24 protein-coding genes are annotated in these 24632 nt (G+C 72.3%); 10 read left to right on the top strand and 14 right to left on the bottom strand.

All coding sequences use genetic code 11. The annotated features are described in order from the left end of the window. Positions 1 to 68: 68 nt before the first annotated feature. Complete coding sequence (locus KBY19_RS14645; RefSeq protein WP_210965921.1) at positions 69 to 875, top strand: HAD family phosphatase; 807 nt, start codon at positions 69 to 71, stop codon at positions 873 to 875. Continuing rightward, the gene (locus tag KBY19_RS14640; protein WP_185016432.1) at positions 872 to 3241 is read left to right on the top strand and encodes a glycoside hydrolase family 65 protein; all 2370 of its coding nucleotides are present in this window, start codon (positions 872 to 874) and stop codon (positions 3239 to 3241) included. Before KBY19_RS14645 ends, KBY19_RS14640 begins: the two co-directional genes overlap by 4 nt. A gap of 91 nt (positions 3242 to 3332) precedes the next feature. Here the strand turns inward: KBY19_RS14640 and KBY19_RS14635 are convergent, their stop codons facing one another. Together KBY19_RS14635 and KBY19_RS14630 are read right to left on the bottom strand one after the other, a co-directional pair. Continuing rightward, complete coding sequence (locus tag KBY19_RS14635) at positions 3333 to 4604, bottom strand: acyl-CoA dehydrogenase family protein (RefSeq protein WP_210965920.1); 1272 nt, start codon at positions 4602 to 4604, stop codon at positions 3333 to 3335. Positions 4605 to 4611: 7 nt separating this feature from the next. Then, complete coding sequence (locus KBY19_RS14630; protein ID WP_185016434.1) at positions 4612 to 5634, bottom strand: phosphotransferase family protein; 1023 nt, start codon at positions 5632 to 5634, stop codon at positions 4612 to 4614. 245 nt (positions 5635 to 5879) lie between these two features. On the opposite strand from KBY19_RS14630, the gene KBY19_RS14625 reads away from it, so the two are divergent. Further along, on the top strand, positions 5880 to 6029 hold the full coding sequence (locus KBY19_RS14625; RefSeq protein ID WP_180289583.1) for a hypothetical protein: 150 nt from the start codon (positions 5880 to 5882) through the stop codon (positions 6027 to 6029). 27 nt (positions 6030 to 6056) lie between these two features. Here KBY19_RS14625 and KBY19_RS14620 read toward each other — a convergent pair whose 3' ends face one another. The 4 genes from KBY19_RS14620 to KBY19_RS14605 all read right to left on the bottom strand — a co-directional run bounded on the left by KBY19_RS14620 (position 6057) and on the right by KBY19_RS14605 (position 7910). Continuing rightward, positions 6057 to 6542 carry a gluconokinase gene (locus KBY19_RS14620; protein WP_210965939.1) on the bottom strand — a complete coding sequence of 162 codons (486 nt, stop codon included), beginning with the start codon at positions 6540 to 6542 and terminating at the stop codon, positions 6057 to 6059. A 38-nt stretch (positions 6543 to 6580) separates the two neighbouring features. Then, a complete protein-coding gene (locus tag KBY19_RS14615; protein ID WP_099879163.1) occupies positions 6581 to 6922 on the bottom strand; it encodes a DUF202 domain-containing protein in 342 nt (113 codons plus the stop codon). Further along, complete coding sequence (locus KBY19_RS14610; RefSeq protein ID WP_099879165.1) at positions 6919 to 7317, bottom strand: YidH family protein; 399 nt, start codon at positions 7315 to 7317, stop codon at positions 6919 to 6921. Before KBY19_RS14610 ends, KBY19_RS14615 begins: the two co-directional genes overlap by 4 nt. 68 nt (positions 7318 to 7385) lie before the next feature. Further along, positions 7386 to 7910 (bottom strand): NUDIX domain-containing protein, encoded by a 525-nt coding sequence (locus tag KBY19_RS14605; protein WP_099879167.1) that lies wholly within the window; start codon positions 7908 to 7910, stop codon positions 7386 to 7388. A 116-nt stretch (positions 7911 to 8026) separates the two neighbouring features. On the opposite strand from KBY19_RS14605, the gene KBY19_RS14600 reads away from it, so the two are divergent. Continuing rightward, positions 8027 to 9721, top strand: a complete 1695-nt coding sequence (locus KBY19_RS14600) for an FAD-binding dehydrogenase (RefSeq protein WP_210965919.1) — start codon at positions 8027 to 8029, stop codon at positions 9719 to 9721. 30 nt (positions 9722 to 9751) lie between these two features. On the opposite strand, the gene KBY19_RS14595 is transcribed toward KBY19_RS14600, so the two are convergent. From KBY19_RS14595 to KBY19_RS14580, 4 genes are all read right to left on the bottom strand, one after another. Continuing rightward, on the bottom strand, positions 9752 to 10720 hold the full coding sequence (locus KBY19_RS14595; protein WP_099879171.1) for an NADPH:quinone oxidoreductase family protein: 969 nt from the start codon (positions 10718 to 10720) through the stop codon (positions 9752 to 9754). A 268-nt stretch (positions 10721 to 10988) separates the two neighbouring features. Then, the gene (locus KBY19_RS14590) at positions 10989 to 11639 is read right to left on the bottom strand and encodes a TetR/AcrR family transcriptional regulator (RefSeq protein ID WP_247690985.1); all 651 of its coding nucleotides are present in this window, start codon (positions 11637 to 11639) and stop codon (positions 10989 to 10991) included. Between the two features lie 69 nt (positions 11640 to 11708). Further along, positions 11709 to 13367: an AMP-binding protein gene (locus KBY19_RS14585; RefSeq protein WP_210965918.1), complete on the bottom strand. Its 1659-nt coding sequence runs from the start codon at positions 13365 to 13367 to the stop codon at positions 11709 to 11711. Further along, positions 13364 to 14203, bottom strand: coding sequence for an SDR family oxidoreductase (locus tag KBY19_RS14580; protein ID WP_210965917.1), 840 nt, complete (start codon positions 14201 to 14203; stop codon positions 13364 to 13366). The genes KBY19_RS14585 and KBY19_RS14580 overlap by 4 nt, the downstream gene beginning before the upstream one ends. A gap of 476 nt (positions 14204 to 14679) precedes the next feature. Here KBY19_RS14580 and KBY19_RS14575 point away from each other — a divergent pair, with 476 nt between their 5' ends. Together KBY19_RS14575 and KBY19_RS14570 are read left to right on the top strand one after the other, a co-directional pair. Further along, positions 14680 to 15261, top strand: a complete 582-nt coding sequence (locus KBY19_RS14575) for a hypothetical protein (RefSeq protein ID WP_210965916.1) — start codon at positions 14680 to 14682, stop codon at positions 15259 to 15261. Positions 15262 to 15512: 251 nt separating this feature from the next. Next, positions 15513 to 15977, top strand: coding sequence for a MaoC family dehydratase (locus KBY19_RS14570; protein WP_099879179.1), 465 nt, complete (start codon positions 15513 to 15515; stop codon positions 15975 to 15977). On the opposite strand, the gene KBY19_RS14565 is transcribed toward KBY19_RS14570, so the two are convergent. From KBY19_RS14565 to KBY19_RS14555, 3 genes are all read right to left on the bottom strand, one after another. Then, positions 15958 to 16593 carry a TetR/AcrR family transcriptional regulator gene (locus tag KBY19_RS14565; RefSeq protein WP_099879181.1) on the bottom strand — a complete coding sequence of 212 codons (636 nt, stop codon included), beginning with the start codon at positions 16591 to 16593 and terminating at the stop codon, positions 15958 to 15960. The genes KBY19_RS14570 and KBY19_RS14565 overlap by 20 nt on opposite strands. Before the next feature lie 85 nt (positions 16594 to 16678). Further along, entirely contained in the window at positions 16679 to 17764 is a 1086-nt protein-coding gene (locus KBY19_RS14560; RefSeq protein WP_099879183.1) for a zinc-binding dehydrogenase, read from the bottom strand. A gap of 79 nt (positions 17765 to 17843) precedes the next feature. Continuing rightward, complete coding sequence (locus tag KBY19_RS14555; RefSeq protein WP_099879185.1) at positions 17844 to 19313, bottom strand: aldehyde dehydrogenase family protein; 1470 nt, start codon at positions 19311 to 19313, stop codon at positions 17844 to 17846. 233 nt (positions 19314 to 19546) lie between these two features. Here KBY19_RS14555 and hmgA point away from each other — a divergent pair, with 233 nt between their 5' ends. Next, the gene (gene hmgA, locus KBY19_RS14550; RefSeq protein WP_210965938.1) at positions 19547 to 20944 is read left to right on the top strand and encodes a homogentisate 1,2-dioxygenase; all 1398 of its coding nucleotides are present in this window, start codon (positions 19547 to 19549) and stop codon (positions 20942 to 20944) included. Between the two features lie 90 nt (positions 20945 to 21034). Further along, entirely contained in the window at positions 21035 to 21796 is a 762-nt protein-coding gene (locus KBY19_RS14545; RefSeq protein WP_099879187.1) for a GntR family transcriptional regulator, read from the top strand. Between the two features lie 183 nt (positions 21797 to 21979). Here KBY19_RS14545 and KBY19_RS14540 read toward each other — a convergent pair whose 3' ends face one another. Continuing rightward, entirely contained in the window at positions 21980 to 22246 is a 267-nt protein-coding gene (locus KBY19_RS14540; protein WP_099879189.1) for a hypothetical protein, read from the bottom strand. A gap of 296 nt (positions 22247 to 22542) precedes the next feature. Here KBY19_RS14540 and KBY19_RS14535 point away from each other — a divergent pair, with 296 nt between their 5' ends. Further along, complete coding sequence (locus KBY19_RS14535) at positions 22543 to 23757, top strand: DUF5925 domain-containing protein (RefSeq protein WP_099879191.1); 1215 nt, start codon at positions 22543 to 22545, stop codon at positions 23755 to 23757. Between the two features lie 173 nt (positions 23758 to 23930). Further along, a complete protein-coding gene (locus KBY19_RS14530) occupies positions 23931 to 24557 on the top strand; it encodes a hypothetical protein (RefSeq protein WP_210965915.1) in 627 nt (208 codons plus the stop codon). Positions 24558 to 24632: the final 75 nt, after the last annotated feature.

Here is a 24632-nt window from a genome sequence, read left to right as displayed (position 1 = left end):
GGCGTCCAGCCGGGCGGCAAAGCTCCCCGGCAGGCATGCCGACCGGACGGCGAGGGGACCCGGCACGCATGACGAACCTCGGTCTGCCGGGCAGCATCCGCGCATGTCTGTTCGATCTCGACGGTGTGCTCACCAAGACGGCCGTCGTGCACGCCGCCGCCTGGAAGGAGATGTTCGACGCCTATCTGCGCGAGCGGGACGGCCCCGGCTTCCGCCCCTTCGACCCGGTGGCGGAGTACGACGCGTATGTGGACGGGCGCCCGCGCGCCGACGGAGTGCGCACCTTCCTCGCCGCACGCGGTATCCAGCTGCCGGAGGGCACCGCCGAGGACCCGCCCGGCCGGGAGACGGTCAACGGACTGGGCAACCGCAAGAACGAGCTGCTGCTGGAGAAGATCCGCAAGGACGGCGTCGAGGCGTACGACGGCTCGCTGCGGTATCTGCACGCGGTACGGGCCGGGGGACTGCGGACGGCCGTGGTCTCCTCCAGTGCCAACTGCCGCGACATCCTGGTCTCGGTCGGCATCGAGGACCTCTTCGACGTCCGGATCGACGGCGTCGTGGCCAAGGAGCGCCGACTGCCCGGCAAGCCGCGCCCCGACACCTTTCTCGCCGCCGCCGAGGATCTGGGCGTGACCGCGGGCGAGTCGGCCGTCTTCGAGGACGCACTGGCCGGGATGGAGGCCGGCCGCGCCGGCGACTTCCGCTACGTCGTGGGGGTCGACCGCACCGGACAGGCCGACGCCCTGCGCGCACACGGCGCCGACACCGTCGTGCGGGACCTGCGGGAGCTGCAGGGCCCGCAGGACCCGCACCGGCCGCAGCAGGATCAGGACCCCACCCGCCGGCGCCGACCGGGGAAGGAACGCCCGTGATCAGCAACTCGTCCTACGCCGTCCAGCCCTGGTCGCTGCGGGAGAGCGCGCTCAACCTCGATGTGCTGCCGCAGAGCGAGTCCGTCTTCGCCCTCTCCAACGGGCACATCGGCTGGCGCGGCAACCTCGACGAAGGGGAGCCGCACGGGCTGCCCGGCACCTATCTCAACGGGGTGCACGAGCTGCACCCCCTGCCGTACGCGGAGGCGGGCTACGGCTACCCCGAGTCCGGCCAGACCGTCATCAACGTCACCAACGGCAAGATCATGCGGCTGCTGGTGGACGACGAGCCGTTCGACGTCCGCTACGGCAAGCTGCGCTCCCACGAACGGGTGCTGGATCTGCGCACCGGGCTGCTGCGCCGGGTCTGCGAGTGGAGTTCCCCGGCCGGCTGCACCGTACGGGTGACCTCCACCCGGCTGGTCTCCTTCAGCCAGCGCGCCATCGCCGCCGTCGCCTACGAGGTGGAACCGCTCGACTCCGACGTCCGGGTCGTCGTGCAGTCGGAGCTGGTCGCCAACGAACAGCTGCCGCAGAAGGGCGGCCAGGACCCGCGGGTCGCCGCCGCGCTCCAGGACGTACTGCTGCCGGAGGAGAACTTCGCCCAGGACATGCGGCTGCGCCTGGTGCACTGCACCGATCGCAGCGGGCTGCGGGTCGGCGCTGCGGCCGACCACACCGTGCACGGTCCGGCCTCGACCAGCACCGCCTGCGAGAGCGGGGAGAACGTCGCCCGGCTGACCGTCACCGCCGAGCTGCGGCCCGGCGAACCGCTGCGGGTGGAGAAGCTGGTCTCCTACGGCTGGTCCGGCGTCCGCTCGCTGCCCGCCGTACGCGACCAGGTCGACGCCGCCCTGGCCGGTGCCCGCAGCAAGGGCTGGCAAGGGCTGGTGGAGCAGCAGCGGGAGTATCTGGACCACTTCTGGTCGCGCGCCGATGTGGAGGTGGACGGCGACGCGGAGATCCAGCAGGCGGTGCGCTTCGCGCTCTTCCACGTCCTGCAGGCGGGCGCGCGGGCCGAGAAGCGCGCCATCCCCTCCAAGGGCCTGACCGGTTCCGGTTACGACGGGCACTCCTTCTGGGACAGCGAGCAGTTCGTGCTGCCGGTGCTGACCTACACCTCACCCGACTCGGTCGCCGAGGCGCTGCGCTGGCGGCAGGAGACGCTGCCCGCCGCGCGCGCCAGGGCCCGCCAGCTCGGGCTGCGGGGGGCGACCTTCCCCTGGCGGACGATCGACGGCTCGGAGTGTTCCGCCTACTGGCCGGCCGGTACCGCCGCCTTCCACGTCAACGCGGACATCGCGGACGCCGTGACCCGGTATGTCGCGGCCACCGGCGATCTGGAGTTCGAACGGGAGACGGCGGTGGAGATCCTGGTCGAGACGGCCCGGCTGTGGCACTCGCTGGGCCACCACGACCACCACGGCACCTTCCACTTCGACGGGGTCACCGGGCCGGACGAGTACAGCGCCGTCGCGGACGACAACCTCTACACCAATCTGATGGCCCAGCAGAACCTGCGGGCCGCCGCCGAGGCCGTGGAGCAGTACCCCGAGGAGGCGACCGCGCTGGGGGTGGACGACGAGGAGGCGGCCGGCTGGCGCGACGCGGCGGACGCGGTGGCCGTACCCTTCAACGAGACGCTGCAGGTCCACGAGCAGTCGGCCGGCTTCACCGGGCACCAGATGTGGGACTTCGCCGCCACGGAACCCGACCAGTACCCGCTGATGCTGCACTTCCCCTACTTCGACCTGTACCGCAAGCAGGTCATCAAGCAGGCGGACCTGGCGCTGGCCCTGTACAAGCGCGGCGACGCCTTCGACGCCGAGCAGAAGGCGCGCGCCTTCGACTACTACGAGCAGATGACCGTCCGCGACTCATCGCTGTCCGCCTGCTGTCAGGCCGTGATGGCCGCCGAGGTGGGTCATCTGCGGCTCGCCTACGACTATGTGGGCGAGGCCGCGCTGATGGACCTGGCGGACCTGGAGAGCAACACCCGGGACGGGCTGCACATCGCCTCGCTGGCGGGCGCCTGGATCGCGCTGGTCGCCGGGTTCGGCGGGATGCGGCTGCGCCACGGCGGGCTGGACTTCTCGCCCCTGCTGCCCGAACAGCTGAGCCGGCTGGCCTTCACGGTGCAGACCCTGGGGCGGCGGCTGCGGGTGGAGATCGGCAGGACGACGGCCACCTACACGCTGTTGGAGGGCGAGCCGCTGGAACTGTGCCACTGCGGGGCGCCGTTCACGCTCACGGCCGGGGCGCCGCAGAGCCGTCCGGTACGCCGCCCGCCGCCCCGGCCCGAACCGTCCCCGCCGCCGGGCCGCCGCCCGGCCCGGCGGCGGGGCAGTCTCGGAACGCCGGAGTAGCGCCCCGGCCCTGCCCCTGACCACCGGCCGCGGGCTGCGGGCTGCGTCGCGGCCGATCGCGTCGTGCCCGCGCCCCTGGACGCCCGGCCCGCTACCCGCTGTACCGCTTCAACTCGCGGCGGGCCAGGGAGCGCTGGTGCACCTCGTCGGGCCCGTCGGCCAGCCGCAGCGTCCGCGCCGACGCCCACAGATGGGCGAGGGGGAAGTCCTGCGAGACCCCTCCGGCGCCGTGCAATTGCACGGCGTCGTCGATGATCCGCACCACCGCGCGCGGGGTCGCGATCTTGATGGCCTGGATCTCGGTGTGCGCGCCCCGGTTGCCGACGGTGTCCATCAGCCACGCCGTCTTGAGCACCAGCAGCCGCAACTGCTCGACCTGGACCCGTGCGTCGGCGATCCACTCGTGCACCACGCCCTGCCGGGCCAGCGGCTTTCCGAAGGCCGTACGGTCCAGCGCCCGGCGGCACATCAGCTCGATGGCCCGCTCGGCCATCCCGATCAGCCGCATGCAGTGGTGGATACGGCCCGGGCCGAGCCGGGCCTGGGCGATGGCGAATCCGCCGCCCTCCTTGCCGACCAGGTTGGTGACCGGTACGCGCACCTCGTGGAAGACGACCTCGGCGTGGCCGCCGTGGTAGTGGTCCTCGTAGCCGTAGACGGACATCGCGCGGCGCACCTCGACGCCGGGGGTGTCGCGCGGGACCAGCACCATGGACTGCTGACGGCGCACGTCCTCGCCGTCCGGGTCGGTCTTGCCCATCACGATGAAGACCGAGCAGTCCGGATGCATGGCGCCGGAGATGTACCACTTGCGGCCGGTGATGACGTAGGAGTCGCCGTCCCGCCGGATGCGGGTGCCGATGTTGGTGGCGTCCGAAGAGGCCACATCCGGCTCGGTCATCGCGAAGGCCGAGCGGATCTCGCCCGCCAGCAGGGGCCGCAGCCACCGCTCGCGCTGTTCGGACGAGCCGAACTGGGCCAGCAGCTCCATGTTCCCGGTGTCGGGGGCCGCGCAGTTGAGCGCGGTCGGCGCGAGCTGCGGGCTGCGCCCGGTGATCTCCGCCAGCGGTGCGTACTGCAGATTGGTCAGCCCGGCGCCGTACTCCTCGCCTGACAGGCCGTGCTGATCCACGAAGCTGTGCTGATCCACGAAGCTGTGCTGATCCACGAAGAAGAGGTTCCACAGCCCCAGCTTCCGCGCCGTGGCCTTGAGTTCCTCCTGCACCGGCACCGTGGCCCAGGGCGAGTCCTGGGCCGCGCGCTGCTCCTCGGCGATCTGCTCGGCCGGGTACACATGCTCGTCCATGAACGCGAGCAGCCGCTCGCGCAGTTCCTCGGTGCGCGCGTCGTATGCGAAGTCCATCTGCTGCTCAGCCCTTCCGCAAAGTGGTGAGTCCGTTGTCGATGAAGACCGGTACGAGCTCGCCGATCCGGTCGAAGCCCGCGCCGACGGTCTGGCCGAGCGTGAAGCGGTAGTGGATGCCCTCCAGGATCACGGCGAGCTTGAAGTAGGCGAACGCCGTGTACCAGTTGATCCGGGACACATCGCGGCCGGACAGCGCGGCATAGCGCTCGATCAGTTCGGCCGCCTCGGGGTGGCCGGGCGCCCCGCTGGTGGTGCTGACCGGCGAGTCGGGCACGTCCTGGCGCTCGCTGTACATCGCCAGCAGCCCCAGGTCGGTCAGCGGGTCGCCGAGGGTGGACATCTCCCAGTCGAGCACCGCGGCCACCTTGTCGTCGGCGTCCACCAGCACGTTGTCGAGGCGGAAGTCACCGTGCACGACGGTGGGCCGCGGTGAGTCGGGCAGCGTCCCGCCGAGCGCCGTGCGCAGCTCGTCGATGCCGGGCAGCTCGCGGCTGCGGGAGGCCTCCAGCTGCTTGTTCCAGCGCCGCAACTGGCGCTCCAGGAAACCCTCGGGGCGTCCGAAGCCGGTCAGCCCCACCGCCTCCGGGTCGACGGCGTGCAGCGCCACCAGCGTCTCGGGCAGTGCCAGTACGACCTCGCGGGTGCGCTCGGCGCCGAGCGGTGCCAGCTGGTCGGCGGTGCGGTACGGGGTGCCGTCGACGTGCTCCATCACATAGAACGGCGCCCCGATCACCTCCGGGTCCTCGCACAGCAGCAGGGTCTTCGGCACCGGTACGGCGGTGCTGCGCAGGGCGCTGACGACGCGGTGCTCGCGGGACATGTCGTGCGCGGTGGCCAGTACGTGCCCCAGCGGGGGGCGCCGCACCACCCACCGGCCGGTCCCGTCCGTGACCCGGTACGTCAGGTTCGAGCGGCCGCCCTGGACGACTTCACCGCTCAGCGGCCCTCGTATCAGTCCCGGACACTCCCGCTCCAGATGCGCGGCAAGCCGGGCGAGATCGAGACCGGGCGGGTTCTGTTCGCTCATCGTGGGCGCTCCTTCGGCATCGGTCACAACCGATCATGCCGACTAGTCGGTATGGAGTCCACCCCCAGTTTCCGCCGCCCCCGGCTTTCGCCGCGCCGACGGCCGCGCTTCCCTTTCGCCGCCTGTTTCGCCCGCCGCACCCTCGGTCCGGTATTGACCCGTTGGCATCCGGCTCGGTGTGCGATGCACCGCTTTCCGCCCGAAGTCCCATGACAGGCACACGGGTCGCGCCCTAGCCTCGGGGCATGCCCATGGGTGACAACGAGCCGCTGTTCGTACGCGACGAGCGTTCCAGGAACGGCTACGTCCTCAACCACCGCAACCCCTCCGGCCTCGCCCTGATCGTCGTCCTCGCGGTCGGCGTACTGATCCTGACCGCCGTCGCGCTCGCCTGACCCGGCCGGTGCGGCTTCGGCTCCCTCTCAGCACACCCCCGCGCGCGTCAGCGCGCTGCGCACCGCGGCGCGGGTCTCGTCCGGCGAGCCCGCGACCGAGACGGTGACCCCTCCCTCGTCCCGGCCCAGCGGCTCCAGCGCCTCGAACTGCGAACGCAGCAGGCTCGGCGGCATGAAGTGGCCGCTGCGCCCGGCCAGCCGTTCGGCGATCAGCTCGTAGGAGCCGTCCAGATGGACGAAGAACAGCCGCTCGGACGCCTGCCGGAGCTGGTCGCGGTAGCGGCGCTTGAGCGCCGAGCAGACCAGTACGGCCCCGCTGCCGGTCCGGCTGCCCAGCCAGTCGGCCATCGCCTCCAGCCACGGCGCCCGGTCCGCGTCGTCCAGCGGGATCCCGGCCGACATCTTCTCGATGTTCCGCTCGGGATGGAAGTCGTCGGCGTCGGCGAACGGCAGGTCGAGCACCTGGGCCAGCCACTCGCCGACGGTGCTCTTGCCGGACCCGGACACCCCCATCACGACGACGAGCGGCGCCCGCACACCCTCCTGGCTGTTCACAGCAGCATCATCCCTCCCACACCGACGAGAACCAGTACGCAGACCAGGGTTCCCATGGTCTCGGCCGCCCCCATCGTCCCGGGCCGGGACCGGGCCAGCCCGCCGATCCGCCGATGGGCGGTCAGCAGCAGAGCCACCCAGGCCAGCGCGCCGAGGCAGGCGGCCACGACGGCGATGCTCGACGGGTCCTCCAGCGCCACCCGCGCCGTCAGCGCCACGGAGACGGCGCAGGTGAGCGTCGTACGGCGCCAGGCCAACCAGGTCCGCTCCGGCTGTGCGCCCGGATCGCGGGGCGGTTCGGCCGCGCTCGGCGCGCCCGGCGTCGGCCCGCCGGTCACCGGCCCGCCAGGCCGAGCACCACGACGGCGATCACCAGCAGCGCCGCGAACGCCGTGCCGCTCGCCAGCACCACCGGGAAGCGCGAGGCGGGCAGATCCTCACCGCGCCGCATGGCGCGTTCGCAGCGCACCCAGTGGTTGACGGCGCGGAAGGCGCACAGCACCGCGCCGGCCAGCAGCACGATGGCGATACCCGTCCGCACGCCCCAGCGCAGGTCGGTGAGGAACTGGTCGACCGCGATCCCGCCGGCGACCAGGGCCAGCGCGGTGCGGATCCAGGCGAGGAAGGTGCGCTCGTTGGCGAGCGAGAAGCGGTAGTCGGGCGTGGTGCCCTCCTCCCTGAGCCGCTGGGGGGCGAACCACAGCCGAACAGTCACCCGGATCCGGTCAAGCATGAGTCAACCGTACGTGGTGACCTGCGGCTCTTCCCCCCGGGGACATCGGCACCGGCCGCACCGGCCCGTTACAGCGCCGTGAGACGGCGGTGGCACTCCAGTCCGTCCGGAACGACGTGACCCGCCGCCGCCCAGCCGGCCAGCCGCCGCTCCAGCTCGTCCTCGGGCAGGAAGTCCCACCACTCGACCTCTTCGGGCTGCGGCTTGACGGGCAGTGTGCACACCACCTCGTACACCTGGAGGAACCATGAGAACTCGGGCGTCTCGAAGAGGAACTTCAGCCGCCGCTCGGGCTGCGGCAGTCCGCTGACCCCCAGCTCCTCCTCGGCCTCCCGCAGCGCCGCGGTGTCGTAGTCCTCGCCCGCACCCACGACACCGCCCACCACCACGTCGTACATCCCGGGGAAGATCAGCTTGGTGGGGGTACGGCGGTGCACGAAGATCCGGCCCGCCGCGTCCCGTACCCGGATGGAGGTGCTGCGGTGCCGCAGCCGCTCCGCGTAGACCTCGCCGCGCAGCCGCTGCCCCACGACGCGGTCCTGGTCGTCCACGATGTCCAGCAGCTCGTCGGCCGAGCGTCCCTGCTGCGTCATACACCCATCCAAGCAGCACGGCCGGGCCGGACCGCTCCAGGGGGTGTCCGTCGGCGGGGCCGAAGGTTACTCTCCGGTCACCAGACCTCGGTGCAGGTGTACGAAAGGGTGGGAGCATGGCGTACGACGCCGATGTGATCGTGGTCGGAGCCGGGCTCGCGGGCCTCGCCGCGACGGCCGAACTCGCCGACGCCGGGCGCCGCGTCATCCTCCTCGACCAGGAGCCCGAACAGTCCCTCGGCGGCCAGGCCCACTGGTCCTTCGGCGGCCTCTTCTTCGTCGACTCCCCCGAGCAGCGCCGGCTGCGCATCAAGGACAGCCGCGAGCTGGCCTGGCAGGACTGGCTCGGCACGGCCGGATTCGACCGGCCGGAGGACCACTGGCCGCGCCGCTGGGCCGAGGCGTACGTGGACTTCGCCGCCGGTGAGAAGCGGGCCTGGCTGCGCTCCATGGGACTGAAGCTCTTCCCGGTCGTCGGCTGGGCCGAGCGCGGCGGCTACGACGCGGGCGGCCACGGCAACTCGGTGCCCCGCTTCCACATCACCTGGGGCACCGGTCCCGGGCTCGTCGAACCGTTCGAGCGCCGGGTACGCGCCGGGGTGGCGCGGGGCCTGGTCGAACTGCGCTTCCGACACCGTGTCACCGGGCTGTCGCGTACCGCAGGATCACTGGACACCGTGACCGGTGAGGTGCTGGTGCCCAGCGACGCGCAGCGCGGTACGGCCAGCAGCCGGGAGGTGGCCGACAGCTTCGAACTGCGCGCCCAGGCGGTGATCGTCACCTCCGGCGGCATCGGCGGCAACCACGACCTGGTGCGCGCCAACTGGCCCGAGCGGCTGGGCACTCCGCCAGAGAAGCTGCTGTCCGGGGTGCCGGCGCATGTGGACGGGCTGATGCTGGGCATCACGGAGCGGGCGGGCGGCAGCATCGTCAACCGCGACCGGATGTGGCACTACACCGAGGGCATCGAGAACTGGAACCCCATCTGGGCCCGGCACGGCATCCGCATCCTGCCCGGCCCCTCCTCCCTGTGGCTCGACGCCACCGGGCAGCGGCTGCCGGTCCCGCTCTTCCCCGGCTTCGACACCCTGGGCACCCTCGACCACATCATGCGCACCGGTCACGGCTACACCTGGTTCGTACTGAGCCAGAAGATCATCGAGAAGGAGTTCACCCTCTCCGGATCCGAGCAGAACCCCGATCTGACCGGACGTTCCGTCCGCGATGTCCTCGGCCGGGCACGCGCAGGCGCACCGGGACCGGTGCAGGCCTTCATGGAAAACGGCGTCGACTTCATGATCGAACGCGACCCCGCCGCGCTGGCCCGCAGGATGAACGAACTGACCGGGGAGAAACTGATCGAGGCCGACGCACTGCGACGGGAGATCGCCGCCAGGGACCGCGAGATCCGCAACCCCTTCACCAAGGACCTGCAGATCACCGCGATCCACGGCGCCCGGCGCTATCTGGGCGACCGGCTCATCCGGGTGGCGCCCCCGCACCGCCTGCTCGACCCGTCCGCCGGCCCGCTGATCGCCGTCCGCCTCAACATCCTCACCCGCAAGACGCTGGGCGGTCTGGAGACCGATCTGTCCTCCCGTGTGCTGGCGAACGGCGGGGAGTCCTCCCCGGGTTCCGGGACCGGCTCCGGCAGGGGAGAGCCGGTCCCCGGTCTCTACGCGGCGGGTGAGGCAGCCGGCTTCGGGGGCGGTGGCGTGCACGGCTACCGCTCGCTGGAGGGCACCTTCCTCGGCGGCTGCCTCTTCTCGGGGCGTACGGCGGGACGCGCCGCCGCACGGGCGGTCGGCTGACACCTCGGCCGGCCACCCGCGCCGGGCCCGTCAGGCGACCGTCACCACCACGCGCCCCGTGGTCACTCCGTCGAAGACCCGCTGGACGGCGTCCGCGGCCCCCGCAAGGGGCACCCGGTCGCTCACCAGCGGCTTGACGGTGCCCTCGGCGGCGAGCCGGGTCAGCTCCTCGTGGCAGCGGTCCACGGCGGAGGGGTCCCGCTGCGCGTACAGCCCCCAGTGCAGACCGAGGATCGCGTAGTTCTTCACCAGGGCGTGGTTGAGCCCGGGCGTGGGCACCGCGCCGCTGGCGAAGCCCACCACCACGATGCGCCCCTCGAAGGCGACGCACTTGGCCGACGCGGCGTAGGCGTCACCGCCCACCGGGTCGTACACCACGTCGGCGCCCTTGCCTCCGGTGGCCTCCTTCACGGCGGCGACGACATCGTCCTTCCGCCGGTCGATGACGACATCGCAGCCCAGCTCGCGGGCGGCCTCGGCCTTCGCCTCCCCGCCGACGACGCCCAGCACCCGCGCCCCGGCGGCCTTGCCCAGCTGGACGGCGGCGCTTCCGACGCCGCCCGCCGCGGCGTGCACCAGCAGCGTCTCGTCCTTCTGCAGGCGGGCGCGCCGGTGGAGGCCGAACCATCCGGTCTGGTAGCCGATGTGCAGCGCGGCGGCCTCCGCGTCGTCCAGCGCCTCGGGGGCCGGCCGGGCGCTCTCCTCGCTGATGACGGCCGACTCGCCGAACGCGCCGCAGGGCAGGACGGGCTGTCCCAGCACCCGCTCCCCCGCCCGGGGGCCGCCGACGATCTCCCCGCACAGTTCCACACCGGGGGTGAACGGCAGCGGAGGACGGACCTGGTACTCGCCCCGGCACAGCAGGGCGTCCGGGTAGTTGACGTTGCCGGCCCGTACCCGTACCAGCAGCTGGCCGGGGCCGGGCTCGGGCTCGGGTATCTCCTCCAGCCGCATCACGTCACGCGGTTCGCCGTTGGTGTGGACGCGCCATGCCTGCACGGGGGTGTCCTTTCTGCCGAACGTCGTGGTTGAGCTTGTCGTTCTTTCCGCCGGACTCTCGCTGTTGTCGTTGCTCTCCCCCAGCCTTCGGCCGGGAGGTACCCCCAGTCGCGGCGGGAAGGGTGCCGGGCTCCGCCCCCGCGCCGCCCGCGGTATGGCGCAAGGGGGCACGCGACCCGTAAAGGGCGCGGGGAACTGCGCGAGCGTCCACCGCGCACCCGCAGCCTGCGAAGGACCGGCAGCGGCACCGTCCCAGAATCGGGCGGCCTCACGGCCTGAGCGCTCGCAGCAGCAGGTCGGCCAGATGGTCGGCGACCTGCTGGGGGCTGAGCCGGCCGCCGGGACGGTACCAGCTGCTGAGGTGGTGCACGGAGCCGAAGTGGTAGTCCACGACGAGATCGGCGGGCGTGGCATCGCTGAACACCCCCGCACGCCGCCCCTCCTCGATCAGGGCGCGGAACCTCTCGTGGTAGCGGCGCCGCTCCGCGCGCACCTGCTTCTGCTTCTCGGGCGAGAGCTGGTGCATGGAGCGGAAGAAGATCATGGCGTCGTCGAGGTTCTCGATGGTGGTGACGACGACGTCCGCTGCGGCCTGCCGCAGCCGCTCCTCGACCGGTGCCTCGCGCTCGGCGAGCAGGTCGAGGCGTTCTTGCTGCAGCCGCAGCAGACGGCCGTAGATCTCGTGCAGCAGATCGTCCTTGGAGCCGAAGTAGTGGTAGAGAGCGCCCTTGGTGACGCCTGCCGCCTCCACGATCTCCTGCACGGAGGTGCGGTCGTAGCCCTGTTCGGCGAACAGGCGGGTGGCCGCCGCCAGCAGCCGCCGCGGTACGGGGGCGGGGCCGTCGTCGCGGCCGTCGGGACCCGCCGCCCCCGCCTCGCCCCCACGCGCCTGACGTCCCGCACCGGCCCTGGTCGCCATGGCCGCCACCTGCCTCTCGCTCATCGTTCACCGACCGGTGCCCCCGCGGCCGGCTCGGTCCTCGCTCGTCTACCGGGAACGCAGTTCCCGCCGCAGGATCTTCCCACTGGTGGTCTTGGGCAGCTCGCGCAGGATCTCCACCTCACGGGGGTATTTGTAGGCGGCCAGCCGCTCCTTGCAGTAGGCGCTCAGCTCCTCGGGGGCGGTCTCGGCGCCGTCGCGGAGGCTGACGTACGCCTTGACGGTCTCGCCCCGGTACTCGTGCGGGACCCCGACCACGGCCGCCTCGCGGACGGCGGGGTGCGCGTAGAGCACGTCCTCGACCTCGCGGGGCCAGACCTTGAACCCGGAGGCGTTGATCATGTCCTTCTTGCGGTCGACGACGTACAGCCAGCCGTCCTCGTCCATGAACCCGACGTCGCCGGTGCGCAGTTCACCGCCGGGCATGCCCGCGGCCGTCTCCGCGGGCCGCCGCCAGTAGCCGGGGACGACCTGCGGGCCGCGTACGGCGATCTCGCCGTGCTGTCCGAAGGGCACCGGTTCCCCCGCCTCGTCCAGGACGCGCACGACCGTCTCGGGACCGGGCACGCCCACCGCGAGGGTGCCGGACTCCGGGTCGACCGGCGCCTGTTTCCCGGGTGGTACCGAGGCGCACGGGGCCGAGCACTCGGTGAGCCCGTAGCCGTTGCCGATGTAGGGGCCGAAAGCGGCGCGGAACTTCTCCACCAGCGCGGGCGGCAGCGGTGCGCCGCCGGAGGAGATGTGCTGGAAGGAGGCGAAGTGCTCGCGGGTGACGTGCGGGTGGGCGGCCAGCGCCATGAACGCGGTGGAGGGGCCGACGGTGTAGGCGGGCCGGTGCTCCGCAAAGGCGTCGAGCACCACTCCGGCCTCGAAGCGGTAGGCCAGCGCGAGAGTGCCCTTGTTGACGATGCAGCCGCACAGCTGCACGACCATCCCGGTGATGTGGAAGAGCGGCGCCAGCGCGAAGATGCAGGAGCCCTCCGGAAGGTCGTGGCCGACACGCTGCCGCTCCGCGTTGTAGGCGAGGTTGGCGTGGGTGTTCATGGCGCCCTTGGGGGCGCCGCTGGTACCGGAGGTGTAGCTGATGAGGGCGATGTCGTCACCGGCCGGTTCGCGCCCGGCGGGCGCCGGCGCGCCGCTGCGCGCCACGGCGAGCAGGTCCTGCGCCCCGGCTGTGGGCGCACACCGCCCGAAGTCGAACACGCGGGCGTCGTCGCGGGTCTGCAGATCGAGCTCACACGCCGTCAGTACGGTGTGCACGCCGCTGTCGTCCGCGGTGGCGCGCAGCCGGTGCCAGGCGCGGTCGGCGCACACCAGCGCGGCGACTTCCGCGTCCTGGAGCACGTGCGCGACCTCGCGCTCCTTGTACATCGGGTTGACGGGCACGACGGTGGCGCCGGCCTTCCACGCACCGAGCAGCGCGAGCACGTAGTGCGGGCTGTTCTGCAGCATGAGGGCGAGCCGGTCCCCCTTGCGCAGGCCTCGCTCGGCGAGGTGCGCCGCGACGGCGTCGGAGAGCACGTCGGTCTCGGCGTAGCTGAGCCTGCCGTCGAAGTAGCCGAGCGCGGTGCGGTCCGGCACCTCACGGGCGGCGGCGCGAAAGGCGTGCAGCACCGTCTCGGGGGGCGTGACGGGGGCGCGTTGGGCCTCGGTGAGCTGGGCGAGCCAGGGCTTGTCCTCGTACCGGGTGGCAGCCGCCGGGGTCATGCCGGCTCCCCCTCCCGCGCGTCGGCCGGGTCCTTCCGCGTGCCGTGCTGTGCCCCGTCGCCCGCTTGCCCGTCGCCCGCGCGGCGTTCGATCTTCTGCTGGAGGTGATTCATGGCGCTCAGCCAGTTGTCGGTGCCGGTGGCGCGTGCGGTGTAGTGGCCCTGGGTGGTGACGTGCGGCAGCACGAGGAAACGCCCCTCGGCGAGCGCGGCGAACAGCGCGTCCGCGACGGCTTCGGGCGCGATGGCGCCCGGCCGCAGGACGACATCGCCTGCCGTGCCGGTGGCCTCCAGCATGTCGGTGCGCACCCCCTCGGGGCAGATGGCGTGGACGTCCACCCCGCGGTGCCGGTAGGTGACCGACAGCCACTCGGCGAAGGCGAGTGCCGCGTGCTTGGTGACGCTGTAGGGCGCCGAGCCGACCATGGTCAGCAGCCCGGCCGCCGAAACGGTGGACACGAAGCGGCCCCTGCCGCGTTCCAGCCAGTCGGGCAGCAGTTCACGTGCGGCGCGTACGTGTGCCATGACGTTGAGGTCCCAGGCCGCGTTCCACCGGGCGTCCGGTGTCTCGGGGCCGCCCTCGGTGCCGAGTCCCGCGTTGGCGCAGAACGTGTCGACGGTGCCGCCCAGCGCCTCCCGGGCGGGCGCCACGGCGGTGGCGGCGTCACCGGGGACGGCGATGCCTCCGATCTCGTCCGCGACCGCGCGGGCCCGGCCGGGGTCCAGGTCGTTGACGACGACCCGCGCGCCCTCGGCGGCGAATCTGCGGGCGAGGGCCGCTCCTATGCCACCACCGGCTCCGGTGACGACGACGGCACTGTCGCGCAAGGACTCCATCGGCTGCGCCTCCCACTCTCCGGGCTTGTGCTCCTGCGGCCCCGTCGGGGTGCGGGCGGTGGCCCGGCAAAGCGGCGGAAGGGCCGCGCCGGGTCCCGCACCCGTCGAGCAGACTAACCAGTCGGTATGTCGTTACGGAAGGGGTGCCCGAAGGATCCCGGGGGCGACCCCGGGGCCTTGGGAACCCCTCCCGGCGCGGGTGCGGGAACGCCGACGGGGCGAGGCTCGTTCTCCTGCTGTGTGCGGCGCGCGGCGTCGCGTATGCGTGACAGGTGGACAGTCCCGGAAGCGGCTGCGCCCGCTGAGGCGAGAAACCGACCCTTACAGGAATAGAGGGCCACATCCGGGGTAATCCGCCACGCCGAAGCAAGTGCGCGCTCTCCGCGCGAAAAAGCATCGCCGGAGACGGATCCGAAGAGCGGGGTCGTACGTCACATCCCCGACGACACGGGTCCTCTCCGCCGGAGGTGGGATGATTGGCCGGTTTCAGAGCGCTCGCCCGACAAGTCCGTGATCCAGACAGAGACCCGTCCCAGCGGCGGCAGGCGCTGCGCAAGTGCCTGGAGCGGTTCGCCCCCTACGGCCACCGCGCCACCTGGCAACACCTGTGCGCGAACGCCGGGTTCCATCCCGACGACCGGGAACCGGACCCCGCACTGCTCGTCGCGGCGCTGGAGGAGTTGGAGGAGGCCCGCGCGGTCTGGCTCGCCTACGAGTCCGAAGTCGCGGCCCGCCGCAAGCAGGAGAAGCGCAAGGGCATCAGACAGCCCACCGCGCTCGACGAGTGGCACCGCAGAACGTGGGGCGGCCGATCGCTGATGCGGTGCGATCCCACCCAGCCGCCGACCCCCCGGCTGGCCGAGGTGCTGCGCCGCATGATCGCCATGACGGACGACCTGTTCGACACGCCTTCGCAACGCCGTGGCCTGCGGATCGACCGGGGCGTTCGGACGGAGATCCGTACCGACGGCGCCGGTCGCCGCGAGAGTCGCAGCCCGCACCGCCAGACCACCGGCTCCCGGCTGGGATTCAGCAGCCCGCTGCCCTCCCAGGGCTGACACCGCCGCCCCAGGGCTGACACCGGGCCGCCAGAACTCCGGCGCAGGGCCGGGAGGCAGGCGGGACCGGCGTGAGATGCGGGGTGCCGGGTGCGGCTCAGGTGCCAGTGCGGGTACGGCTCGGGGTGGCGCCCTGCCCGGCGCGGCTGGCATGCTGACGTGACAGATGCTGAGCAACCGCTTATTCGGTGCTCGTCTTTCGGTATCTGCGGCATCTGCTCCGTGACACAGCTGCGTGGGAGGTTGTTTCCATGGCGGAACCCCGGGTCTTCACCTCGGCCGACGAACTGCGGGACGCGGTCGGTCAGGAGCTGGGCACCAGCGACTGGCTGGAGGTGGACCAGAAGCGGATCGACCTGTTCGCCGATGCCACGGACGACCACCAGTGGATCCATGTGGACGCGGAGCGCGCCGCCGAGGGGCCCTTCGGCAGCACCATCGCGCACGGCTATCTGACGCTCTCGCTGCTGCCCGCACTGGTCCCGCAGATCATGCGGGTCGAGGGCGTGAAGATGGGCGTCAACTACGGCACCAACAAGGTGCGCTTTCCCGCTCCCGTGCCCGTCGGCTCCCGGCTGCGGGGCCGGGCGACCCTGACCGACGTCAGCGAGACCCCCGACGGCGGGATGCAGGTCGCCGCGCAGGTGACCGTGGAACGCGAGGGCGGCGACAAGCCGGTGTGCGTGGCGGAGAGCCTCAGCCGCTACTACTGGTGACCCCGGCGGCCCGGTGGCCGGCCATCCGCAGGGCGAGATCGGCGTACAGCTCGCCGATCTCGTCCGGCGTCCTGCGGCCCTGCGGGCTGAACCAGCGGGCGACGTCGATACACAGCGACATCACCGCCAGTGCCGTACCACGGATGTCCGGGATGTCGAACTCGCCTGCTCGCACGCCGTCTTCGAGGACCTGGCGCAGGATCTCCTCGCTGCGGCGGCGCAGCACCACGATCTGCGCGTGGTGCTCCTCCCCCAGCGCGGCGAGCTCGTACTGGACGACGCGCGCGGTCGTGTGGTGCTCCGCGTGCCAGCGTACGAAAGCGCGGACGGCGTGGGCGAGGCGCTCCGCGCTGTCGGCCGCGCCCTCGACGGCCTCCTCCAGCACCGCGACGGAGCGCTCGTGGCCGACCCTGCTGATGTGGAAGAGCAGCTCTTCCTTGGTCTTGTAGTGGATGTAGAGCGCCGCCGGGCTCATCCCCGCACGACCGGCGATGTCGCGGGTGGTGGTGGCGTGGAAACCCCGCTGGGCGAATGCCTGGACGGCGCCCAGGAGAAGGCGGCGGGCGGCGTCCGGGGTGACGCCGCCAAACGATTCGTCGATCTCACCCGTCGTCATCCGGCCAGCCTACTGTGCGCTGAGCGGCTGCTTAGCCTCCGCCCCGCCCCCGTTCGCGCCGGGGCGCCGCTCCGCCGCCGAGGGCCTAGAACACCACCAGGGTGCGGCCACCGCGCCCGGCCCGCATGGCGTCGAAGGCGGCGCCGACGCCCTCCAGCCCCACCCGCTCGGTCACCAGCGACCCGAGTTCCAGCCGCCCGTCCCGCACATGCTGGGCCAGCACCGGAACATCCCGGGCGGGGTCGGAGTCCCCGTAGACGCACCCCCGCAGTTCCCGGGCGAAGTGGAAGATCTCCAACGCGGAGAACGAGACCTGTTCGTCCTTGCCGCCGATACCGACGACGGTGGTGCGCCCACCGCGCCGGGTGGAGTCCCAGGCCGCCCGGACGGTCGCCGCGCGGCCCACGCACTCGATGGCCACGTCCACGCCGAAACCGCCCTCCGTCAGCCCCCGTACGGCCTTGGCGGTCTTCTCACCGGCGACGACGAAGTCCGTCGCCCCGGCGGCCCGCGCCATCTCCTCCTTCTCCGTGGAGACATCCACCGCGATGATCTGTCCGGCACCCGCCAGCCGCGCCGACTGCAGGGTGGCCAGGCCGACCCCGCCCACGCCGTACACCGCGACCGACTCCCCCACCCGCACCCGGGCGCTGTGGTGCACCGCGCCGTATCCGGTGAGCATGGCGCAGCCCAGCAACGCCGCGTCCTCCAGCGGCACCCCGTGGGGCAGCGGCAGGACCGCGCGCCGGGGGACGACCGTCTCCTCGGCGAAGGCGGCGACGCTCAGCCCGGGGTAGAGGCCGTCACCGCTGCGGGTGCTCGCGTACGGGGTGGTGGTGGCCTCGTTGGCGCGGACGCACAGCCACGGCTCGGACAGCTGGGCGCAGAAGTGACACTCGCCGCAGCTCGGCGCCCAGTTGAGCACCACGCGGTCGCCCGGTGCGACATCCAGCACATCGTCCCCCACCGCGACGACGGTGCCCGCGCCCTCGTGCCCGAGGACGGCCGGCACGGGCTGGCGCAGGGTGCCGTTGGCGAGGGAGAGGTCGGAGTGGCAGACCCCGGCGGCGGCGAGCCGCACCCGCACCTGCCCGGGGCCGGGGTCCGGCAGCGCTATCGAGGTGACCTGAAGCGGTGCCGAGACAGCGGGCAGTACAGCGGCGCGAACCATGGGAGCTCCAAGGGACGGTGCGGGGCGGGGACGGCCTCGGGCGGCAGGGGATGTGGGGACGGGGTGGACGGCGGGGCGGTCAGAACTGGAGGGACTTGGTCTGCAGATACTCCTCCAGGCCGTGGACCCCCAACTCCCGTCCGATGCCCGACTGCTTGTAGCCGCCGAAGGGCGCGAGGGGGTTGAACCGGCCGCCGTTGATGTCGACCTGCCCGGTCTCCATACGGCGGGCGAAGGCGACGGCCTCCTCCTCGTTCTCGGACCACACGGCGCCCGCGAGGCCGTAGTCGGTGTCGTTGGCGATGCGCAGCGCGTCCTCGGTGTCCTCGTACTTGAGGATGCACAGCACGGGTCCGAAGATCTCCTCCTGCGCAATCGTCATCTCCGGGGTGACGTCGGCGAAGACGGTGGGCTGCACATAGTGGCCGCGCTCCGGGCCCTGGGGTTCCCCGCCGCCCGAAGAGCCCGAGGGAGGCTCCGCGCCGCCCACCACGAGCCGGGCACCCTCCTCCTGGCCGCGCCTGATGTAGCCGGTGACGCGCTCGCGCTGCTTGGCGTTGACGACGGGGCCGATGACGCGGGCGGACTCGTCCGGGGGCACCTCCCGGCCGGAGGCCGGGACCCCGGCGACGTACTTGGCGGCGGCCTCGGCGGCGAGCCGTACGGCCTCCTCGTAGCGCTCGGCATCCACCAGCATCCGGGTCCAGGCGCTGCACGTCTGGCCGGAGTTGGCCATCACGTTGGCGACACCGACCTTGACGGCCTTCTTCAGGTCGGCGCCGGGCAGGATGACGTTGGCCGACTTGCCGCCGAGTTCGAGCGCGACGCGCTTGACACCGGAGACCGCGAGCGCGCCGATGCGGCGGCCGACGGCGGTGGAGCCGGTGAAGGAGAGCAGGTCGACCCCGTCGTGTTCGGCCAGCGCCTGCCCGGCGACCGGGCCGAGGCCGGTGACGAGGTTGAAGACACCGGCGGGTACACCCGCCTCGTGCACGGCCTCCGCGAACAGCTGGCCCACCAGCGGGGTGTCCTCGGCCGGTTTGAGCACCATGGTGCAGCCGGCGGCCAGGGCCGGTGCGGCCTTGGCGACGATCTGGTGCAGCGGGTAGTTCCACGGCGTGATGGCACCGACGACGCCGACCGGCTCCCGCAGCACCCGCGAGTTGCCCGTCTTCTCCTCGAAGGCGTACTCGGCCGCGAGCTCGGCGTAGCTCGCGCAGACCGCGATCGGTACGGCGGCGTGCACCTTCCGCGAGAAGGTGAGCGGCGAGCCGAGCTCGGCGGTGACGGTCTCGGCGATCTCCTCGCGCCGGTCCACCAGGATCTGCTGGAGTGCGCCGAGGCGCGCGGCGCGTTCGGCGGGCGGGGTGGCGGCCCAGCCGGGCAGCGCGGCGCGGGCGGCGCGCACGGCCGCGTCGATGTCCTCGGGCCCGCCCGCGGGGACGGTGGCCAGCAGGGTTCCGTCGGCGGGGTTGGTGACCTCGATCGTCCCGGTACCCGCGGCGGGGCGCCAGGAGCCGTCGATGTACATGCCGTCGTGTGCCTTCATGGGAGCAAACCTACTGTCGAGTCAGCTAGGTGTCAGCACGGCGTCGGAGTGCCCTGGATCACCGCACGGCCGACCGCGGTGCAGCGCGTGTGACGCATGGGGCCCCGGATGCGCGGCGCACTCCGCCCCGGAGCGATGCGCGGCGCACCCGCCCCGGAGCGTGGTGCGTTGACGGAGCCCCCCGTTATTCCTATGGTCATACACAGGAATCCATGATGCGGCGGGAGTTGGCGATGGGCCAGGGCACCGACAGCACCACCAGCACGACCAGCACGTCCACCGGCCGGACACCGGAGCAGACACGCAAGACGGCCGCGCGCCTGACGTACCTGTCCGGATTCGGCAACGAGCACAGCAGCGAGGCCGAACCGGGCGCACTCCCCCTCGGTCGCAACTCGCCCCAGCGCGCCCCGCTGGGGCTGTACGCGGAGCAGCTGAGCGGCAGCGCGTTCACCGAGCCCCGGGCGCACAACCGCCGCTCGTGGCTCTACCGCATCCGCCCCTCGGCAGCTCACCCCCGCTTCACCCGCACCGACAACGGTGCGCTGCGCAGCGCGCCCTTCGACGAGACGGTCCCCGACCCGAACCGGCTGCGCTGGGGCCCACTGCCCGTCCCTCCCCCGAGCTCTTCGAGCAGGGGGCACCCCCAGGGCACCGACTTCCTGGCGGGCCTGTGGACGCTGGGCGGCAACGGAGACGCACGGCAGCGCAGCGGTATGGCGGTGCACCTGTACGCCGCCAACGCCTCGATGACCGAGCGGGTCTTCAGCGACGCCGACGGTGAACTGCTGATCGTCCCCGAGCACGGCGGGCTGCTGCTGCGTACCGAGTTCGGCCTGCTGCGCGCCGAGCCGGGCCATGTGGCATTGATTCCGCGCGGGGTGCGCTTCCGCGTCGAGCTGCTCGATGAGAGCGCGCGCGGCTACGTCTGCGAGAACTACGGCCGCCCCTTCACCCTGCCCGACCTCGGTCCGATCGGAGCCAACGGGCTGGCCAACGCCCGGGACTTCCTGGCGCCCACGGCCGCCTACGAGGACGTGGAGGGCCCGGTCGAGGTGGTCAACAAGTTCTGCGGCAACCTGTGGGCGGCCGTCTACGACCACTCGCCGCTGGATGTCGTCGCCTGGCACGGCAACCATCTGCCGTACGTCTACGACCTGCGGCGCTTCAATGTGCTGGGCAGCATCAGCTACGACCACCCCGACCCCTCGATCTTCACCGTGCTGACCTCGCCGTCGGACACCCCCGGCCTGGCCGGCGTCGACTTCGTGGTCTTCGCGCCCCGCTGGCTGGTGGGCGAGGACACCTTCCGCCCGCCGTACTTCCACCGGAACGTGATGAGCGAGTACATGGGGCTCGTCGAGGGCGCCTACGACGCCAAGGCGGAGGGCTTCGTTCCCGGCGGCGGCTCGCTGCACAACATGATGTCGGCGCACGGCCCGGACCGGGAGACCTTCGAGCGGGCCTCGGCCGCCGAGCTGAAGCCGCAGAAGATCGACGACGGGCTGGCCTTCATGTTCGAGACCCGCTGGCCCGTCTCGCTCACCGCGCAGGCGGCCGGTGCCGGCCAGCTGCAACCGGACTACGACGCGGTGTGGCAGGGTCTTGAGCGCCACTTCCCGGCCACCTGACGTCCTGACGTCCCCCGGCGGTCCGGACCCGGGCCCGCCCGGCCGGGACCGGCCGCCAAGGGGCCGACCGCACCCGTGGAGGCACCCCTCATGTCGCCGCTGTTCACCCCGGATTCCGTCGAGCTGAACCGGAAACTGCCGCTCTGGTACCAGGTCTCGCAGTCGCTCCGCGCCTCCATACTGGGCCGCCCGCCACAGGCGCCGGACCGGCTGCCACCCGAGGACCAGTTGGCCGGGCACTACGGGGTCAGCGTGCTGACCATGCGCCAGGCCCTCAAGGAGCTGGAGACGGAGGGGCTGATCAGCCGCCACCGGCGGCGCGGCACCTTCATCGAGCCGGACGTACGCCGCTCCCGGCCGGTGCGGCTGCTGGGCTCGGTGGACACGATCGTGGCCCAGCAGTCCGGGGAGCCCACCACACTGCTGGGGCACGGCCCGGAGCCGGTCCCCGCCGATCTGGCCGAGCACTTCCCGGGCCAGTCCGAGGCGATGGCCTACCGCAGGCTGCGCTGCGAACGGGAGAGCGGCGAGCCGACCAACTGGGCACTCAACCTCATCCGCCAGGACGTGGCCGAACACATCGACCCGGCGGACCTGCGCCGCGGCTGGCCCATGACGAAGGTGCTGCGCGACGGGGTGGGGGTGCGCATCAGCAGGATCACGGACACGGTGGAGGCCCGGCTGGCCGATCCGGAGACGGCCCGCCTGCTTGAGGTGCCGCTGCTGAGCCCGATCCTGCACTACACGGGGGTGACCTACGACGGGGAGGGGCGGGTGGTGGACGTGGTGCGCATCCACTACCGGGGCGATCGCTTCGCCTTCTCCGTCACGCTGGAGAACGTGACGGACTGAGCTGAACCGGGCCGGGAGCCGGGGCGGCCACAGGGAGGACGAGACGCGAGGTCCGCGACGGGTGCGGGCCGCGGACGGTGGAGCGGGGACGGCGGAGCGGGAGGGAGAACGGCCGCCGGGACCGTCCGCGGAGATCCGCAGATTCCGCGGGGATTCCGCGAAGGAACAGTCCGGCGGCCGCCTTCAGCCGCGCCCGCCGAAGAGCGTCCGGCGCAGCTTGCGCAGCGGGGCGAAGAGCGAGACCCGCGCACCGCGGTTGCTCGCCCGGCTCCGCACCGCGTCGCGCTGCGTGATCTCACGCATCAGCGTCGTCGCGTCCTCCGTCTCGCCCTGTGGGACGGCGGGACCTGCGAGCACGGAGAGGTGCCGGTCGAGGCGCGAACTCGTCGCGCCGGTACCGCATTTGATCGCGGGCACGCGCGCCCTGCTGCCGACTGTTATCTGTTCCATGTCACTCCCCACCCGTACGAGGGCACCCGGCCCGGGCAGAGTAACCCTATCTCCCGACTACGACATGCGTGTATCCCGGCCACAGCATTCACCTGCCCCACAAGGCTGTTGAGGAACACGGTACGCCGTCCCGGCACCTGCTGGGCACCCCGGGAAACCCCATAAATACGGACACATCAGTCGGAGTTCGGAAGCCGACCGGCGCACACAGGGGGCGGACGTCACCTTTCGGTGCGCGGGTGGCGCGCCGCGAAACCCGCGTGCGAGTGTGGCCATCATGCCGGAACATGGCGGTCATGTGTACCGACCGCCGACCCGACGACAGGAGTGCGGCCCTGGCTTCCGAGACCTCGACGACGCCCCCGACCACCCCTGCCCCGAGCCCCGCCCGGAGCGAGGCGCCGGCCGCCTCCCAGGCTCCGACCGCACCCGAGCAGGCACTGGTCTCCCGGCTGCAGATCGACGACAGCGACTCCACCAGCGACATCATCGACGCCCTCTTCCTGGGCCGTTTCACCCTGGGGGAACAGCCGTACTCGCGCAGCCACACCGTCGACCGCGTCAAGAAGGGTCGCACCCTGCTGCCGCCGGGCGCGCAGGTGCTGCGCGAGGCCAAGGACGACAACTCCGGCTCGGTCCTGGCCGAGGGAGAAGGCTGGACGGTACGGGTCTCCCGCTGGAACCGCGGCGCCGAGGTGACGGTCACGGCGGTCACCGACGAGCTGGCCGAAGCGCGGCTGAAGCAGGCCGTGGACGGCGCGGAGGACGAACCCGAGCCCCAGGACGACCAGGTGTCCATGGGGTTCTGGTACCACTCCCCCATGCGCGGCCCGCGCCGCACCTCCCGCACCATCAGCGCCGGGTCGTGGGCCGATGTGCGGCAGAACTACACGGCGCGGGTGGCCACCGCCATGGACGACCTGATGAAGGTCACCCCGGACGAGATCTCCGGCCGCCTCCTGCTGCTGCACGGCCCGCCGGGCACCGGCAAGACCTCGGCGCTGCGCACGCTCGCCCGCTCGTGGAGCGACTGGTGCCAGGTCGACTGCGTCCTCGACCCCGAGCACCTGTTCAACAACATCGGCTATCTGATGGACATCGCCATCGGCTCGGACGACTCCGATCCGGAGGCCGGACGCTGGCGGCTGCTGCTCCTGGAGGACTGCGACGAACTGATCCGCGGCGAGGCCAAGTACGCGGCGGGCCAGGCGCTCTCCCGGCTGCTGAACCTCACCGACGGGCTGCTCGGCCAGGGTCGCAACGTGCTGGTGGGCGTCACCACGAACGAGGATCTGGAGCGGCTGCACCCGGCGGTGGTCCGGCCGGGGCGGTGCCTGGCCAGGATCGAGGTGGGTTCGCTCAGCCGCGAGGAGGCGGTCGGCTGGCTCGGCACCGACGAGGGCATCGGCCGGGACGGCGCCACGCTGGCCGAGCTGTACGCCCTCAAGAAGGGCAAGCGCCCGACAGGCGTCCCCCACCAGGAACGAGAGGGCTCGGGCCTGTATCTGTGACCGGCGCCGAGCCCCCGCGGCGGGCCTGGGCTCCGTGACGGGCAGCGGGTCCGTGACGAGGCGGCGGGTCCTGCCCGGTGGCGGCGGCAACCGGCAGGACCCGTTCCGGACAACCATCGTGTGCGCTCGACGGTCTCCCCCCACAACACCTCGTCCAGGGGGAGGACCCACCCATGCGCACTCGTTCCATCGTCGGCGCGGCCACCACCACCGCCGTCGCGGCCACCGCGCTGCTCATGGCCGCGGCGTCCACCGCCACCGCGGCCCCGGCGTCGCCCCGCACCACGGCGCCGGGCTTCCTGACCGCCGACGACCTGCCCCCGCACGCGAGCTCACCGTGGTACGAGGGCCCGGTCACCAAGGGCCTGCCGGACCCGGAGCCCTTCTGCGTGGACGGAGCCGTCCCGAACACCGCCGGCACCTACCACCGGCTCTTCGGCACCGACTACGACACCCACGCCTCACAGGTCGGCGTCAAGGCGGCGTCGGCGAAGGCGGCCGGCGAGCTCGCGGCCGAGCTGGAGCAGCGCGTGGCGAACTGCGCGGCCGACTGGCTGCGGGACCACCCCGGAAGCTCGGCGTCGTGGGACGACTACGGCACGGTCGACGTGGGGGACAGCGCCCACATCTACGGAGTCCACACCGCGCCGCCCGAGTCGGAGCACGGGGTGAACATGTTCGCGGTGATCCGCAAGGGAGCCAAGGTCACCGTGGTCCGCTGGGCGGAGATGGGCACACTGGAGCACGCCCCGGTCGCGGCCTTCCGCACCACGACCACCAAGGCGGCGGCCCGCCTCTGAGACGACCGCCCGCCGGCTCATGGAAGCCCCGTCCGCCCGGACCGGCGCCCGCAACCGCCCGCGCGGCCCCGACGG

It is taken from the genome of Streptomyces sp. B15 (assembly GCF_018070605.1).
GTDB classification, from domain to species: domain Bacteria; phylum Actinomycetota; class Actinomycetes; order Streptomycetales; family Streptomycetaceae; genus Streptomyces; species Streptomyces smyrnaeus.
The sequence above is the reverse complement of the archived record's forward strand: the minus strand, read 5'-3'. Positions and strand labels throughout refer to the sequence as shown.